Below are 16145 nucleotides of genomic sequence, written 5' to 3'. Positions count from 1 at the left end.
CGGCTAGAACGTTCTCCCGTGCCGCGGCGGCATGATCTCGCCATACTTGCGCTTGCGATAGATCAACAGGGCAACCACGGCCCCGGGAAGCGCGAGGCCGAGGCTGGCGGGGGCGATGGCGAACGTCTTCGCGATCAAGAGGCTTCCGATCGTCCCGCCTATGAACGAGCCGGCGACGCCCAACCACACGGTCTGCCCGAAGCTCATGGGGTCGGGCCCCGCGACGAAGAGGCGCGCGAGGTATCCGGCGAGGACGCCGATCAGGAACAGGGAGATCAGAAAACCGAGCACGAGGGCCGCCTTACCCACTTAGCTGCCGCGCTACCCGCCGCCACCGCTGCGCGCCGTCGTCCATACGGAAGGAGCCCGCGCCCGCAAGAAGCCGTGAGCTCAGCCACGATCAGCAGGGGTCGTCACCCGTGGTCTTAGAGCGGTCGGCGGCACCGACGCCGGTGCCCAAGAACCATCCCAGCGCGTCTCGAACGATGTCGGGAGCGGGCGCGTGCCCACCCTGGAACTCGATGTAGTTCACGTCGTAGCCCCTACGCTCGAGCTCGGGAACCAGCTTCCGGCTTGTGACGTCGATCGGGAGCACCCTATCTTCGACCCCATGCGAGATGAAGATCGGCGGCTTCCCGCGGCTCTCTCCGGGCGCCATGAAACCCGGGGAGAAGGCGATGACATGGCTGAACAGATCCCCGTTCGTCACCCCCAACGTGAGGGCGTACGAGGCGCCATCGGAGAACCCTTCGACGGCGAGGCGGTCCTCATCGATCGAGTACCGCTCGAAAACCTCCTTCAGGGCTCGATCCAAAAAAGCGACGTCGGGCCCGAAGTCGCCGACGATCACGTCCCATGTCCGGTCCCTTGAAGACGTGGCCAAGAGGATGAGCCCTTCGCTCTCCGCGTGCGGGATGAATGGCCTGAGCCCTCGCTCGGCGCACCCGCCGGCGCCATGGAGCATGACGACCATCGGCGCCGGCGTTCCCCGCCGGTAGCTCGCGGGGACGTACAAGAGAGCGTCTCGCTGATCGGTCAAGCCGAGTGGGTGCAGTCCTACGTGGGGCTCCCCGCGTGGATCCGCGAGCGGTCGTGCCGTGAGCCGCCCCTCCTCCGCGGGCGCGGCCGGGTCGCGATCGAACAGCGGTAGCGGGCTCCGGGCCGCGTCATCGGCACACCCGGCAAACGCGGCCCCTGCCGCGGCGACCCCGGCGACCCTCAACATGATCCCTATGACGTCTCGGCCAAACATCCAACCCCCTCGACGGACCTTCTTACCCCCGCGCTAGCCCGCCACGCATGCCCCTCTAATGTCGCCGAGTGACATCCGCGTTCGACGTCTCTTATTCGGGCTCGCACCACTTCGATGCGTCTGCGGTAGAGCTATGGCGGGCGCTGGGACAGGTAGGCAGCTTTGAGACCTGGTGGCCCTGGATGCGCAACGTCCAGCTAGAGGGCGAGGCGCTCTCGCCTGGCTCCACGATCTCCTTCGGCATCGACCCGCCCGTCCCGTTCAAGATGACGGTGCGCGTTACCGTCACCGACTCGCGAGCGGCGGAATGGATCGAAGGTGACGTCTCCGGCGACCTCAGTGGGAGGGCGCGACTCGAGCTCCACGACGAGCCCCCGGGCGCACTGTGTGTCGTGACGTGGGATGTCGAGATCGCCAACCGCGGCATCCGCCGCGTCATCCATGTCGCCCGGCCGATCTTGATCTGGGCGCAGCACTGGGCCGTCGAGATCGCTCTCCACGGCTTCAGGGAGCACCTGCGGCGTAGTAGCCGTGGTTGATTCCAACTCCTTCTGACGAGGACGCTCGCGCCGCCCCCGGTTAGCTTGCGCCGGCTCCGGGTATCAGCGCGAGGAGCGTCTTCACGCCCGCGTCTTCAGAGGTTGGACGCGCTGGTCCTTTTGCGAGGGGAGTGGATCTAATGACTCATCTGCGCCGCCGGGTGGCGGGAGTTCTTCTGTGCGGGTCGCTGCTCTTCCTGCCGGCCTGTGACACCGATCCCGCGGAACAGGTCCCACAGGACCCGGAGGGACCGATCGAGGACGCGCCGGGAAACGAAGGCCCCGACACGCAAGCGGAGTCGCCGACCGGCGGCTGAAGCATGCTCGATGAGGTTCGTCGGCGGATGCGCGCCGTCGGCCCGCTCATGATGGCGTCATAGCTCGTCGCGAAGCGCGGCTCGTTTGTCTCGTGTGGCGCCGGGTATGGGTGCCGCGTCGGCTGAGCCGCTTCGTCTGGGGTCTCGACGCCACGACGCGTCTTCATCAATCTTTGGAGGAGTGATCGCTGTGAACGACTCGGACTTCAATGCAGTGGCTCGACAACGTCTAGAGCTAGAGAGGGATCGGCTCACGCGCCTGCGCCAAGGGATCGCCGAAGAGACCGGAAGCGATGAGTCGGAGCGCACGGAGCTACAAGAGCTGACGCAGATCGATCAACACCCCGCCGACGTCGCGACCGAGCTGTTCGAACGCGAGAAGGACCTATCGATCTCCGACCGGTTCGAGGCCGAGCTCGCCGACATCGAGGTCGCTCTCGGGCGCATCGAGGACGGGACCTACGAAAGCTGCGAGGTGTGCCGCCAGCCGATCGGCCGCGACCGGCTCGAGGCGATACCTCACGCTCGCCTTTGTGTGGAGCATCAAGCAGAAGCAGAGCGCACCACGGCCTAGAAGCCGCCGCCGCTGTCCGCTACGCTGGATCCCTCCGGCGCGAAAGGACCGCGATGGACGCAGTGGGTGACAGGATCCAGCGTGACCTCGCGCCCGGTCCTACGACGTTGGCGCAGGAGTGGCGGTTCTTCAGATCACAGAAGACGCCGAAGGTGGTCGCACCCCTGCTGGCGCTCGCCCTGGCGCTTCGCATAGCGCTCGGCGAGTGGAGTTGGTGGGACCTCGTGGTGGTCGTCGGGTTCATCGCCGCGGAGCCCTTCATCGAGTGGATGATCCACGTGTTCATCCTCCACTGGAAGCCGAAGGAGTTGTTCGGCCGCAAGCTCGATCCTTTGGTGGCGCGCAAGCATCGTGCACATCACAGGGATCCACGGCGGACGGACTGGATCTTCATCCCGTTCCCGGTACTGGTGCAGTTGATCGCGATCGCCGTTCTCCTCTACTTGCTTCTCATGCCGACGCTGAGGCTCGGGCTGACCGCGACCGCGACCGGGCTCTCGATACTTTTCACCTACGAGTGGACGCATTACCTGATCCACTCCCGCTACCAGCCGCGCTCCCGGGTCTACCGCTTCATCTGGCGGGCGCACCGTCTGCACCACTTCAAGAATGAGAAGTACTGGTTCGGCGTCACGATGCACGCTGGTGACTTCGTCCTCGGGACGTTCCCCGACAAGGACGAGGTCGAGACCTCTCCTACCTGCAAGACCCTCGGGGTTGCCGAACACGTCTGACGCCGGCCTCGTCTACGCCTGGGACGCCTCTCCTTGGAGGCGTTAACAGGATCTTCCCCGTCTTCCGTCATATAGGGTCGGTCGACCAGCAACGGGAGGGGGGTCCAGTCGGTGGGACAGATCGTTCTCGATGGTGTGACGAAGCGGTACGCGTCCGGGCCTGCCGCGGTCAACTCGCTGGACCTCACGATCAAAGACGGCGAGTTCATGGTTTTTGTCGGGCCGTCCGGTTGCGGGAAATCGACCGCGTTGCGGATGATCGCCGGCCTCGAGGCGATCACCGACGGCGAGATCCGTATCGGCGAGAAAGTCGTCAACGACATGCCGCCGAAGGATCGCGATATCGCGATGGTGTTCCAGAACTACGCCCTCTACCCGCACATGACCGTGCGTGACAACATGGCCTTCGGCCTGAAGTTGGCCAAGGTCGAGCGTGGCGAGATGGACAAGCGGGTGCAACAAGCGGCGCGCATCCTCGGGCTCGAGGAGTTCCTCGACCGAAAGCCCAAGGCTCTGTCGGGTGGTCAGCGACAGCGGGTAGCGATGGGGCGCGCGATCGTGCGGGAGCCGCAAGCGTTCTTGATGGACGAGCCGCTGTCGAACCTCGACGCGAAGCTTCGCGTGCAGATGCGCGCTGAGATCGCACGGATCCAGGCTGATCTCGATGTCACGACTATCTACGTCACGCACGATCAGGTGGAGGCGATGACGATGGGTGATCGTGTCGCCGTGTTGCGCAAGGGGGAGCTCCAGCAGGTGGGGTCGCCGCAAGAGCTGTTCGGACGGCCCGTGAACCTCTTCGTGGCCGGGTTCATCGGGAGCCCCGCGATGAACTTCGTCGCGAGCAAGCTCGAACGCTCAGATGGAGGCGCTTCCGTCTCGGTCGGCGGCCAGCGGCTGGAGATCGCTAAAGAGACGCTGATGCGGCGGCCGGAGTTGGAGCGCTTCTTCGACCAAGAGGTGATCGTGGGGCTGCGCCCGCAGGACTTCGAAGAGGCGAGCTTCGCCCCCGCCGGTAGCAAGAGCCGGCTGCGGGCCACCGTCGATCTGGTCGAGGCCCTCGGCACCCAGACGCTGGTCCACTTCGGCGTCGACGCGCCGCGCGTGCAAACAGAGGAGATCAAGGAGCTCGCGGTGGACACCGGCGCGGTCGAGGCCGGTCGCTTCGAAGGCGACGGAGCCACAGGCCGCGCGGAGTTCGTGGCCGAGGTCGATCCCAAGGCGGACGTCGCGCGCGGCAAAGAGGTGGAGTTGGCGGTGGACACCGCGCAGCTGCACTTCTTCGACCCGGCTACCGGGTCGGGGATCTACGGAAGTTAGGAGACGGCCAAGGCACGTGGACGAGCGAAGGGGGACAGAGTTGCGTCGTTACCTGGTGATTTTGGTTGCGCTGATGATGCTCGGGGCCGCGTGCACCGGCGGTGACGTTCCGGCGCCGCAAGAGGAGACCGAAGAGGCCGAAGTAGAAGGTGGCGGCTCGATCGAGGTCGCGGCGGTATTCACGGGAGAAGAGAAGAAGAGCTTCCAGGACGTCCTCGATGCATTCAGCGAGGCGAGTGGTCACGACGCATCGTTCACCTCCGCTGGCGACGACATGGCGGCCTTCCTCGGCAACAAGATCGAGGGGGGAAGCCCTCCGGACGTGGCACTGGTCCCGCAGCCGGGACTTGTTCGGAGCCTTGCCGCCGATGGCTCGTTGACCGAGGCGAACGAGGAGGTCTCCACTGCTCTCGGTGAGAACTTCGCGCCGGTCTGGACCGAGCTGGGCTCCGTGGACGGGACCCTGTACGGCGTCTACTTCAAGGTTTCGAACAAATCGACCTGGTGGTACAACATCCCGGTCTTCGAGCAGGCGGGGGTCGAGCCTCCTGCCGATTGGGACGAGATGCTTCAGACCGCGAAGACGGTGAACGCGTCCGGTGTTCCGTGGGTGTCGATGGGCGGCGCCGACGGATGGACGCTCACCGACTGGTTCGAGAACATCTACATCCGGACCGCGGGGCCCGAGATGTACGACCAGCTCGCGAACCACGAGATCCCCTGGACAGACGACAGCGTGATCCAGGCGCTCGAGACGTTCGCCGAGCTCGTCGGCGACGAAGCAAACCTGGCCGGTGGGACGGAGGGTGCGCTGCAGACCGACTTCACGACCTCGGTGAACCAGGTCTTCACCAAGGATCCCGCGGCGGCAACCGTCTACGAGGGTGACTTCGTCCCGGGCGTGATCACGGCGGAGGCGGGCGCCAAGGCCGGCGAGGACTTCGACTTCTTCGAGTTCCCCGCGATCGACGGTTCCGAGCCTGCGGTCGTCGGCGGTGGCGATGCGGCGGTGGCCTTGACCGACAACGAGGCGGCGCAGGACTTCCTCGCCTACCTCGCGACGCCGGAAGCGGCCGAGGTGTGGGCGTCGCAGGGAGGCTTCACCTCCGCGAACCAGAACCTCGACACGGGCGTTTACCCCGACGAGATCACCCAGCGCTCGGCGGAGGCGATCGCGACCGCGGAGGCGGTCAGGTTCGACCTGTCGGACCTGCAGCCACCGGAGTTCGGCGGGACGACGGGCCGCGGCCTGTGGCTGCGCTTCCAGGACTTCTTGAAGAACCCCGACGACGCGCAGAGCATCGCGGCGGCTCTCGAGAAGGACGCCGCGAAGGCTTTCAAGAAGAAGTCGTAGGGGTAGCGAGGTATGGCGAGCACTGCGGCCGCCGGCGCCGGCGCGCGATCCCGGACCAGGCTCGAGCTAAAGCCACCGCCGGGAGGTGCGCGGAGGTGGATGGCCCTTGTCTTCCTGGGGCCGGCGCTGCTGTTCCTAGGAGCGCTGGTGATCTATCCGACGCTCGACACCATCGGGCAGAGCTTCCGCGACGACGCGGGTTCCTTCGTCGGGGTCAACAACTACAAAGACGTAGCCGAGACGCCTCGCATCAAGACGGCGATCAAGAACAACTTCATCTGGGTCGCGACGGCGCCGGCGATCATCACCGGACTCGGTTTGATGTTCGCGATCCTCACCGAGCGAGTGAGGTACGCCACAGCGATCAAGATCATCGTCTTCATGCCGATGGCGATCTCGTTCCTGGCGACGGGTGTGATCTGGCGCGTGATGTACGAGCCCTCGCCCGAGCTCGGCTTCATCAACGCCGCGACGGGTGTCGTCTACAACACGTTCAAAGGGCCGGGGGCTTACCCGGAGGCGAAGGTGTTGCCGGACGTCCCGCTGGAGCAGGCCGCGCCCGGCGCGCCGATCGTCGCGACGCAGGACTTCGCCGCCGGTGATACGGCGCTGCTCGGGTTGACGGCGATTGCCGAGGACGACGTCCCGGGCGAGGCTGTGCAAGCGGCGGCCCCCGCTGCGCCGGCAGATGGGTTGGCGGTCGTGGTCTGGCGTGACTTCAAGCCCGGCGGAGGCGTGCCCGGGGAGCTGGAAGAAGGAGAGATCGGCCTCCCGGGAGCCGACGTGGAGGTGCTGGGTCCGGGGGGCGAGGTCGTCGCCTCCGGAACGACGGGGAACGACGGGAGCATCACCTTCGCCGGCCTGGGCGAGGGGCCGTTCAAGGCTCAGGTCGCGGCGTCGACGTTCTCGCCCGGTTTCACGGGGGTCGACTGGCTCGGCCCGAGTCTGGTGACACCCGCGATCATCGGCGCCTTTTCTTGGATGTGGGCCGGGTTCGCGGTGGTCGTGATTGGCGCAGGCTTGGCTGCACTCCCGCGTGACGTGCTCGAGGCGGCCCGGGTGGACGGGGCGAACGAGTGGCAGACGTTCCGCCACGTCACGCTGCCGCTGCTGGCCCCGGTGCTCGGGGTGGTCTTCGTGACGATGGTCATCAACGTTCTGAAGATCTTCGACATCGTCCTGGTGACAGCGCCGGGTGCCTCACAGGACGAGGCGAACGTGATCGCGCTCGAGATGTTCAAGACGACCTTCAGCAGCCGGCAGTACGGCGTCGGGAGCGCGGTCGCGGTCCTGCTGTTCATCCTCGTGATCCCGGTGATGTTCATCAATATCCGTCGCTTCCGGAGGGAGAACTGAATGGCCGCAACCCCTGACGACATGGCGGGGACGCGTTCAAGTGGTCTCGTTCGTGCGCTGGGTCGCGGGCCGCTGCACCTGTTCCTGCTCCTGATGGCGCTTTTCTGGTTGACGCCGACGTTCGGCCTCCTCATCACCAGCTTCCGGTCCTCGGCCGCGAGCGCCGAGAGCGGTTGGTGGACGGTGTTCACGGAGCCGCGTGAGCTGACGCTCGAGCCGTACAAGGAGGTGCTCGCGAACGAGTCCCTGGTTCAGGCGTTGTTCAACACGCTCTACATCACGGTTCCGTCATCGCTCCTCGTCGTGCTGCTCGCCGCGCTCGCCGCGTACGCGTTCGCCTGGATCGAGTTCAAGGGTCGTGAGCCGCTCTTCCTGCTGATCGTGGCGCTGTTGATCGTCCCTCTGCAGATGGCACTGCTGCCGGTATCACGCCTGTTCGGTCAGATCGGCATCTTCGGCACCATCCCGGCCGCAGTCTTCTTCCACGTCGCGTTCGGGCTTCCGTTCGCAATCTTCCTGCTGAGGAACTTCTTCATCGGGATCCCGACCGAGTTGTTGGAGGCGGCACGGATCGACGGCGCGTCCGAGCTTGGGATCTTCACCAGGATCGTGTTGCCCTTGGGGATGCCGGCGATCGCGTCGCTGTTGATCTTCCAGTTCCTCTGGACGTGGAACGATCTCCTCGTGGCGCTGACGTTCACCGCCTCCGACGCGATCCCGATCACGGTTGCCATCCAGCAAGAGCTTCGGACGTTCGGCGCGAACCTCGACATCATCGCCCCGGCTGCGTTCCTGTCGATGGTGGTCCCGTTGGTCGTGTTCTTCGCGTTCCAGCGTTACTTCGTCCAGGGGCTCTTGGCAGGGTCGGTGAAATGAAGCGCGCGGCTGCGGCTGCGGCCGTAGCGGTCGCGGTCGTTGCCGGTGTGGCGATAGCCGGTCGTCCGGTCACGCTGCACGTACCTGCTGGTGATGATCTTCGCCACGCGATCGCGTCCGCGCCCGCCGGCGCGATCATCCGGTTAGGTCCCGGAACCCACACGGGACCTGTTCACGTCGACAAGACGGTCACACTGCAGGGTGAGCAGGGAGCCGTGCTGCGGGTTCCGGCGTCGGTCGACATCGCGCTGCGGGTCACCGCCGATGACGTACGGGTGCGCGACCTTGCCGTCGAGGGTGGTGTGCAAGGGATCACCGTGCGAGAGGCCGAGGACGTGGTTCTCGAGGGCGTCACCATCAGCGGCGTCCGCTTGCATGGGATCGAGGTCGTAGACGCGTCCGCCCGGATCAGCGGAGCCCGGGTGAGCGACATGACCAGCGAGTACGCACAGGGGATAGAGGTCCGGTACGCCGACAACCGGCCTCTCACCCTGGTCGAGAACTCGCAGATCGAAGGGGGCCAAGAGGGGATCGTCTCTCATGTCTCCCGCGTCGACTTCTCTCGCAACATCGTTACCGGCACGACGATGCGAGGGGTCGCGATCACGGAGATGAGCCACGGCGTCGCGAGGAGCAACCTGATAGACGGCGCCGCCGGCGCGGGGCTCTACTGCGGTGACATGTCCATGTGCGAGTTCTCCGGGAACCAGGTCAATCGTGTCGCCGAGGCGGGCGTGGGATCGCAGGCTGGGTGGGGCCTCGCGGTGAACTACCGGTCGCGCGCTTCCACGGATCATGACTCGCTCGCGGGTGAGGCCGGTCCGGTCGGCACCTACATGCACTCGCTGGTGCGTGATCGATCGCCCTTCGAGCTGGGCGATGGGTGGGGCGCCCTTCCGAAGATCGCGCTTGCCGCAGCGCTCGCGGTTCTGTTGCTGCTGCTCGCGTCACGCGCCGCGGCTCGGACGCTGCCCCTGTTCCGCGCTCGCCTGCAGCGGCATGGGGAGGGAGCCGATCTTCGACACCTCGTCGTGCCGCTCTTCGCCGTTGGTCTTGCGGTTCAGAGCTTCCATATGGTCGAACACGCGCTGCAGGTGTACCGGGTGCATGTCGACGGGGTTCCCAGCAGGGGCGGGATCGCAGGCCCGGCGGTCGAGGCGGAATGGATCCACTTCGTCTACAACCTCGTGGTTCTGGTCGGGATCGGCGTGGTGGCGCTGGGCAGGGCCCGCGGGTGGCGACCTCGGGGTCGCGTTGGCGCGGGCGACTCCCTCCTGGCAGCAGCGGTCGCGCTCCAGGGCTACCACGTGGTCGAGCACTCGGTGAAGCTGGTCCAGCACGTCCAGGGAGGGGCCAAGGTCAACCCCGGAATCGCGGGCGCGCACGTCGACCTCGTGCTGTTGCACTTCGGGATCAACCTGGCCGTCTATCTGGCGGTGGCGGGGGCCGCGCTGGCGTACGCCTGGCGCCGCGACCTCACCGCTCCGGCGCTGAGGCGCCGACCGCTGCCCCAAGAGCTTCCTTCGTAAAGCGCCGCCGAGCGGCAGGTTAACCAGGGGTGAACGGGGAACCCTCTGTGGCATGAGGATCGTTCACAAGGTGCTCGGGCTGGCGCTTGTCGCGCTGGTGGCGGCGCCTGCCGCCGCGGCAACCACGTGGCGCGAGGTGGGCCGCACCCCGATCCCGCTCTACTACTACCAAGGGATGACCCACGACGAGGCCGGGAACCGTTACTTCACCGGCATCTACTTCGGTCTCTACCGCACCGATCCCGAGCTGAACGAGACCGGGCGCAACGACGACGTCATCCCGCCGGACGTCCATGTACGCGAGGGCTACAACCACGTCGGTGACCTGTCCTATAGCGGCGGGCGTCTGTATCTCCCGCTCGAGTGCTATTACCCGCCCGCCGGCAACACGTGCAAGACGGGTGCCATCGGGGTCGCGGATCCGCAGACCTTGAAGATGGACTACTACGTAAAGCTCGACCCGTCGGAGATCCAAAAGGCGATGTGGTGCGAGGTGTCTCCGGACGGAACGTTGTTGTGGACGCAAGCCGGCAACGACCTGCTTGCCTATGCGATGTCCGACCTAACGGCGGAGCGCGCGGCTCCGGCCGCGACCCCGATCAAGGCGGTTCGGCGCCTGCCCGGCGCGGTGCCGCCGAGCGGCATCACCGGCGCCACCTTCATCGGAGACCGGCTCTTCGTGGCGGGTGGGACCGAAGCTGGCGGCGAGATCTACTCGATCGACCTCGCGACGGGACTGTCGCAGCGGGAGCTCGGGGTCGACTACGTGGGGGAGTCCGAGGGACTGGATGACGACTTCGATCTCAAGAAGAAGACCGACGCGTTGCTAGGGTCGCTGCACTACATGGTCCAGCCCTACAACCAAGAGGGACCGCCGACGAACGGCTTCACCAACGGCGTCATCTACCACTTCGAGCAGGACCACGGCCGGCCCCCCTCCTAGCATCCTCAGCTGGCATGGTGGAGCCATGCGCGCCGCGGTAGTCGGTCACGTCGAGTGGGTCACGTTCATGCGTGTCGACCACACGCCGAAGGTCGGCGACATCGTCCATGCGCGCGAGTGGTGGGAGCAGCCCGGTGGAGGAGGGGCGGGGGCCGCGGTCCAGCTGGCGAAGTTGTGCGGGTCGTGTGACTTCTACACCGCGCTCGGAGACGACGAGTTGGGGAAGCGTGCTCGGAACGAGCTCAGCTCGCTCGGCGTTCGGGTGCATGCCGCCGTTCGCAACGATCCCACCCGACGCGCCGTCACCCACGTCGACGAGGTCGGTGAGCGAACGATCACCGTGCTGGGCAGACGTTTGGAGCCGGCGGAAGCGGACCCACTTCCTTGGGACCAGCTCGCTCGGGTCGACGCGGTCTACTTCACCGCGGGCGACGTGGGTGCACTTCGACGGGCGCGCTCTGCCCGCTTCGTCGTGGCGACAGCGCGGGTCCTTTCGTTCCTGCAGCAGACGGGTGTGCAGCTGGACGCGCTCGTGTCGAGTGCCAACGATCCCGGGGAGGCGTATGCCGACGGCGACCTAGACCCCGCTCCCGGTCTGGTCATACGAACGGACGGTGACAAAGGGGGTACCTATGCGACGACCGAAGGTCCGACGCGACCTTATGCGCCCGTCGAACCTCCGAGGCCGATCGTGGATCGCTACGGCGCGGGAGACAGCTTTGCGGCCGGCGTGACGTACGCGCTGGGGGCCGGGATGGCGCCGGAGGACGTGGTGGCGTTTGCCGCCCGCTGCGGCGCGTGGGTCATTACGGGACGAGGACCTTTCGAGGCGCAGCTTGTGCTTGAACGCTCGGACGCGGACGGAACCGATCAGAGCAGCGAGGAGTCTTGATGAACTGGGTTCAGGTCTGCGGTATCGGGCAAGCTCATCGCGCGGCGGAGGAGCTCGTCACAGTGGCGCCTTTGGCGAGTGGGCGCCGTCGTTGCGAATCAGCGGCGGGGTCCCGCCGCATCGAGGGGCGGTCACGAGCCACGTTTAGACGTAATCCAGCTCGCCGCGCCTGAGGGATCACCGTTATCCGCGACGGAAGCGGGAGTACTGCGGCATTGCCGTTGCCGCCGTGGTCTGGTTCGCCACCCCGATAACGCGGCGCCCGAAGTGACTAAGCGCGTTCGGACGGCTGCGACGTGCCTCCGCGCTCGCGGCTCGTTCATCTTTTGTGTGTCATCCTGTTCATCCGCCTCCGGTTCGCGGCAATGATCGCCGGCGCGGAGTAGCGAAGCGACGGCTCAGAAAGCAGCCGCCTGTGATGCCAGCGGCAGGCTGCGGCGGCGCGGTTTGCCCGCTCGGTCAGTGCCGCTCGAGTTGCGAAGGAGGCGAAGCTGGAGCTGAAGTACCCCTTGACGCGCTACGTGTACCGGCCGATCTCGGTTCCGGTCGCCGGCATGCTCGCGCGCACTCGGGTCTCGCCGACGCACGTCACCTATATCAGCGCGCTGCTGTCTTTTGGCGGCGGCGCGGCCTTCGGACTGCGGGAGTACACCCTCGGGGCCCTGCTCACTCTTCTCGGATCGATAACCGATTGCGTCGACGGCGACCTGGCGCGGTTGTCGGGCGACTCCTCGCCTTCCGGCTCCTACCTCGACCACGTTTTCGACCGGTGGACCGATGCCGCGCTCATCCTGGGGCTCACCTTCTCCGACCTCGATCGTTACGCCGCCGTCGGGCTCCTCGCACTCGTCGGGACGTTCATGACCAGCTACGCCCGCACCAAGGGACAGGTCGTGGGGGTCGATCCGGAAGTGGGGCTTGCAGGCCGCGACGCACGGATGTTGCTCCTGGTCGCAGCGGCGCTGCTGCACCAACTGGTGGATCAGGCGATCATCGCCGCCCTGATGATCGTCGCGGCGCTCGGCATCCTGACCGCGGTCCAACGCATGGCCTGGGCGATAAGGGAGCTCGATGGTCGACGCTAGGCGCGCATCCGTGCCAGACCATCTGTCTGTGGTGGAGGGGGAGCGGGAGCTCTCCGTTCACTCCACCGATCGCCCCGCACGATCTCGCGTTAGGGATCTGCCGCAGATTTTCTTCTCCGCCGCCTCTGACACCGAGAACCAGGCGGGAGAGCGGCTGGCGCGCAGGATCCACGCGCTGGACGTGCGCACGCCGTACGTCGTCGCTTCGCGCCACGGCCGCGGTCTCGTTGAGGGCCTAGGGCAGCGACTCGTCAGCGAGGCTGCTCCCTACAGCGCCGATCAGGTGTGGGCGCGCGGCTTGGCGAGGCGCGTGCATGCCTCTGGCGCGGATGCCGTGGTCGGGATCGGAGGCGGACGCTGCCTTGATGTCGCGAAGCTCGCGGCTTCCATAGCGAGGCTGCCCTTCATCGCCGTCCCCACGCAGATCTCGCATGACGGGATCTGTTCTCCGGTGGCGGTCGTGCCGGACGACGTATCGACGCGGGCGACCGTCCCCGTTGCGGGGCCGCAGGGTGTGTTCATCTCGATCCCCACGCTGATGACCGCGCCGCTGGCGTCCGTGCGAGCGGGCATAGGGGACATCCTGTCGAACCCGCTCGCGCTGAGAGACTGGGAGTTGGCAGCCACGCTCGGGCTTGACGACATCGACCGTGCGGGATGGGAGCTCTCGGTGGAGTCTTTCCAGTTGATCGAATCGATCTTGCATCGAGACGTCGCCGAGGCGCACGAGGACCCAGAGGTCGTCACGCTGCTTGCGAACGCGCTGGTCGTCTCGGGGATGTCCATGATGATCGCGGAGAGCTCCCGCCCCGCCTCCGGCGCCGAGCACAAGATCTCGCACGCTATAGACGAGGTGCTAGGGGGCCGGGCCCTGCACGGACAACAGGTCGCCTTCGGCTGCATCATCTCGGCCGCGCTCCACGGCGAGGATCCGCAGGAGTGGCGACGGCTGCTGCGGAGGCTCGGTCTTCCAGATCACCCCCGCGATCTCTCTCTGACGGAGGACGAGCTGGTGGCTGTCATCCTCGCGGCCCCCGCGACGCGGCCCCGCTTCACCGTGCTAGAGCACGTAGGGATGGATCACTCCGCCGTGCGGCGCCTGGTCCGAAGCATCTGGAGCTAGACGAGCGCGTTCACCGATATCGCTGGGTCAAGGGATCCGGTTGAACCACAGGGCAGCGACCGCGGCGCCTGCGATCAGGAACGCGAGCCCGACACCGACGAAGGCCGCCGTTACCTCGCGCTGCTCGGTAACGGTCGCGATGCTGGAACCGAGGCTGCGATAAACCTCCGTCAGGTCGGCGGCGGAGGCCGCGCTGAAGAATCGCCCACCAGATTCCGCCGCGACCTGCTGCAGCATGCTGTGATCCGGCGGCTTCGGTCCCCTCATCCCGGGGGGTGGTATTTCGAGCCCGACCGCAACGCTGTAGATCTTGACGCCGGCTTGGTTCGCGCGGCGCGCGGCCTCGATGGGATCGATCTCGCCCGCGGTGTTGTTGCCGTCCGACAGCAGGACCAGTGCGGTCGGGGGGACGTCTTGTCCCTGTTCGAGCTGAGGAGCCTGCTCGATCAACGCCCGCCAGACTCCCTCGCCGATGGCGGTGCCGGATCGCGTCTCCAGATCGTCTAGCGCGCTTGAAACCGCGCTCCGGTCGGTGGTGGCGCGGCTGAAGACCCGAGCGTTCTTCGCGAAACCCACCACGCCCACCTGGAAGCCCGGCGGGACGGCGTCCAGGAACGCGCGCGCCGCCGCGCGCGCCGCCTCCAGCCGATTCGGCTCGACATCTCTTGCGAGCATCGAGTTGGAAGCATCCATGACGAGCATCACGGTCGCTCGCTCGCGCGGAACGCTGAAGGCCGCCTGCGGTCGCGCCACACCGCCGAGCAACGCGGCGAGCGCACAGACATACAACGCGACCGGAACATGCCGACGCCAGCGCGGCCGGACGGGCAGGACGTTGGGATGCATCGCAGGCCGAGCGAAGCGCTCGGCGGCCGCCCGGCCCTGTCGTACCCATCTCGCGTAGCCGATGCCGATGAGCGGGATCAGGGCGAGTGCCCACAGGGCCAGCGGCCACTTGAAGTTCAACGTTCCCATGCCTGTCCCATCCTCTTCATCCGAGGGGAGAATCTTCCCCGGTCGAGAGGCCCTTGGCGCACAGCCGCCGCCGGAGGGCCGATTAGGCTTCGCCGGCATCAGGACAGAAGGGCATGGCCGCGAAAAAGCAAGAACCCGACCTTCAACCTCCGTACGTAGTACGGGATGAGCCTCCCGCGTGGCTACGCGTGGCGGATCCGGACGCGCTCGAGCACGAGCAGCTCTCGCCACCGGCGTTCCGTTCGGCGCCGATCTCGCCACAACGCCGGAGGCGCCGACCGATGATCGCGGCCGCGCTGGCGGCGATCCTGCTCGGCGGGGCCGGGTTCGCGCTCGGAAGGCTCAGCCAAAGCCAAGAGCCCGTTCCCGTGGCACCGGCCGCGCCGGATCGGACGGCCGGCTCCGCGAGCGCGGAACCTGTGGCCAACGTGGCGACCAATCTTCTCCCGTCGGTCGTTCAGATCGAGACGGAAGCGGGCGTCGGGTCGGGAGTCGTCTACAAGAAGGGCGGGCTCATCCTCACCGCGGCCCATGTCGTTGAGGGAGCGTCGGAAGTGCTCGTGCGGCTCTCCGATGGTCGCCGCATCGCGGGCCGGGTGGTGGGCTCGCATGAAGAAACCGACGTCGCGGTGGTCCGGGCCAGTCAGCGGAGGCTTCCGGTAGCCGCTCTCGCGATCGGAGAACCGCTGCGGGTCGGTCAGATCGCGGTCGCGATCGGCAGTCCCTTCGGGTTCGCGGCAAGCGTCACCTCGGGTGTCATCAGCGCGCTCGAACGGCCGATCGATGTCGACAGCGACGGGACTCCCGCGCCGATGATCCAGACGGATGCCCCCATCAATCCCGGCAACTCCGGCGGGGCCCTCGCCGACCGCGCCGCGCGGGTGATCGGGATCAACGATCTCATCACGACCACGACCGGAGCCAACAGCGGCATCGGGTTCGCGATCCCGATCGACGTTGCCGCTTCGGTCGCAGACGCTCTGGTCAAGGGGCAACAACCCCGGGTGGGGTTCCTCGGCGTGGTCGGAACCGACCCCGCCCGCGGGCCCCGCGGCGCGTTAATAACGGACGTTCAGAAGCAGACGCCCGCGGCTGATGCCGGGTTGAAACGCGGTGATGTCATCGTCTCGGTCGCGGGCCGCCCGGTTGGCACGATGGCCGAGCTCGCCTCTGCGATCCGGCTGATCAAGCCGGGAGCGCTGGTCACGCTGGAGGTTCTGCGTCGGGGGGACCTGACCCAGATAGAGGTCCGGGTCGGGGCGCAATGAGTGTGACG

17 protein-coding genes are annotated in these 16145 nt (G+C 66.7%); 14 read left to right on the top strand and 3 right to left on the bottom strand.

What is annotated here, in order from left to right; translation table 11 throughout:
• Window positions 1-3: 3 nt before the first annotated feature.
• Both M3N53_03955 and M3N53_03950 read right to left on the bottom strand, forming a co-directional pair.
• The gene (locus tag M3N53_03955) at window positions 4-291 is read right to left on the bottom strand and encodes a GlsB/YeaQ/YmgE family stress response membrane protein (protein ID MDP9067493.1); all 288 of its coding nucleotides are present in this window, start codon (window positions 289-291) and stop codon (window positions 4-6) included.
• A gap of 109 nt (window positions 292-400) precedes the next feature.
• Entirely contained in the window at window positions 401-1252 is an 852-nt protein-coding gene (locus tag M3N53_03950) for a phospholipase (GenBank protein MDP9067492.1), read from the bottom strand.
• Window positions 1253-1320: 68 nt separating this feature from the next.
• On the opposite strand from M3N53_03950, the gene M3N53_03945 reads away from it, so the two are divergent.
• The 13 genes from M3N53_03945 to M3N53_03885 all read left to right on the top strand — a co-directional run bounded on the left by M3N53_03945 (window position 1321) and on the right by M3N53_03885 (window position 13894).
• Complete coding sequence (locus M3N53_03945; protein MDP9067491.1) at window positions 1321-1791, top strand: SRPBCC family protein; 471 nt, start codon at window positions 1321-1323, stop codon at window positions 1789-1791.
• Window positions 1792-1931: 140 nt separating this feature from the next.
• Complete coding sequence (locus tag M3N53_03940; GenBank protein ID MDP9067490.1) at window positions 1932-2108, top strand: hypothetical protein; 177 nt, start codon at window positions 1932-1934, stop codon at window positions 2106-2108.
• A 190-nt stretch (window positions 2109-2298) separates the two neighbouring features.
• Window positions 2299-2682 (top strand): TraR/DksA C4-type zinc finger protein, encoded by a 384-nt coding sequence (locus M3N53_03935; protein MDP9067489.1) that lies wholly within the window; start codon window positions 2299-2301, stop codon window positions 2680-2682.
• Window positions 2683-2735: 53 nt separating this feature from the next.
• Window positions 2736-3416 carry a sterol desaturase family protein gene (locus M3N53_03930; GenBank protein ID MDP9067488.1) on the top strand — a complete coding sequence of 227 codons (681 nt, stop codon included), beginning with the start codon at window positions 2736-2738 and terminating at the stop codon, window positions 3414-3416.
• Window positions 3417-3536: 120 nt separating this feature from the next.
• Complete coding sequence (gene ugpC, locus M3N53_03925) at window positions 3537-4736, top strand: sn-glycerol-3-phosphate ABC transporter ATP-binding protein UgpC (GenBank protein ID MDP9067487.1); 1200 nt, start codon at window positions 3537-3539, stop codon at window positions 4734-4736.
• 16 nt (window positions 4737-4752) lie between these two features.
• Complete coding sequence (locus M3N53_03920) at window positions 4753-6090, top strand: extracellular solute-binding protein (GenBank protein MDP9067486.1); 1338 nt, start codon at window positions 4753-4755, stop codon at window positions 6088-6090.
• Between the two features lie 99 nt (window positions 6091-6189).
• Entirely contained in the window at window positions 6190-7446 is a 1257-nt protein-coding gene (locus M3N53_03915; protein ID MDP9067485.1) for a sugar ABC transporter permease, read from the top strand.
• A gap of 21 nt (window positions 7447-7467) precedes the next feature.
• The gene (locus M3N53_03910; protein ID MDP9067484.1) at window positions 7468-8322 is read left to right on the top strand and encodes a carbohydrate ABC transporter permease; all 855 of its coding nucleotides are present in this window, start codon (window positions 7468-7470) and stop codon (window positions 8320-8322) included.
• Window positions 8319-9851 carry a right-handed parallel beta-helix repeat-containing protein gene (locus M3N53_03905; protein MDP9067483.1) on the top strand — a complete coding sequence of 511 codons (1533 nt, stop codon included), beginning with the start codon at window positions 8319-8321 and terminating at the stop codon, window positions 9849-9851. The genes M3N53_03910 and M3N53_03905 overlap by 4 nt, the downstream gene beginning before the upstream one ends.
• 52 nt (window positions 9852-9903) lie before the next feature.
• Window positions 9904-10794 carry a hypothetical protein gene (locus M3N53_03900; GenBank protein MDP9067482.1) on the top strand — a complete coding sequence of 297 codons (891 nt, stop codon included), beginning with the start codon at window positions 9904-9906 and terminating at the stop codon, window positions 10792-10794.
• 25 nt (window positions 10795-10819) lie between these two features.
• On the top strand, window positions 10820-11686 hold the full coding sequence (locus M3N53_03895) for a PfkB family carbohydrate kinase (GenBank protein MDP9067481.1): 867 nt from the start codon (window positions 10820-10822) through the stop codon (window positions 11684-11686).
• 509 nt (window positions 11687-12195) lie between these two features.
• A complete protein-coding gene (locus M3N53_03890; protein MDP9067480.1) occupies window positions 12196-12771 on the top strand; it encodes a CDP-alcohol phosphatidyltransferase family protein in 576 nt (191 codons plus the stop codon).
• Window positions 12772-12781: 10 nt separating this feature from the next.
• Complete coding sequence (locus tag M3N53_03885) at window positions 12782-13894, top strand: iron-containing alcohol dehydrogenase (GenBank protein ID MDP9067479.1); 1113 nt, start codon at window positions 12782-12784, stop codon at window positions 13892-13894.
• 27 nt (window positions 13895-13921) lie between these two features.
• Here the strand turns inward: M3N53_03885 and M3N53_03880 are convergent, their stop codons facing one another.
• On the bottom strand, window positions 13922-14869 hold the full coding sequence (locus M3N53_03880; GenBank protein MDP9067478.1) for a VWA domain-containing protein: 948 nt from the start codon (window positions 14867-14869) through the stop codon (window positions 13922-13924).
• A gap of 113 nt (window positions 14870-14982) precedes the next feature.
• Between M3N53_03880 and M3N53_03875 the strand changes: the two genes are divergently transcribed.
• Entirely contained in the window at window positions 14983-16137 is a 1155-nt protein-coding gene (locus M3N53_03875; protein MDP9067477.1) for a trypsin-like peptidase domain-containing protein, read from the top strand.
• Window positions 16138-16145: the final 8 nt, after the last annotated feature.

The organism is Actinomycetota bacterium, assembly GCA_030776625.1.
Taxonomy (GTDB): Bacteria; Actinomycetota; CADDZG01; order CADDZG01; family WHSQ01; genus MB1-2.
This window is presented reverse-complemented; position numbering and strand designations above follow the sequence as displayed.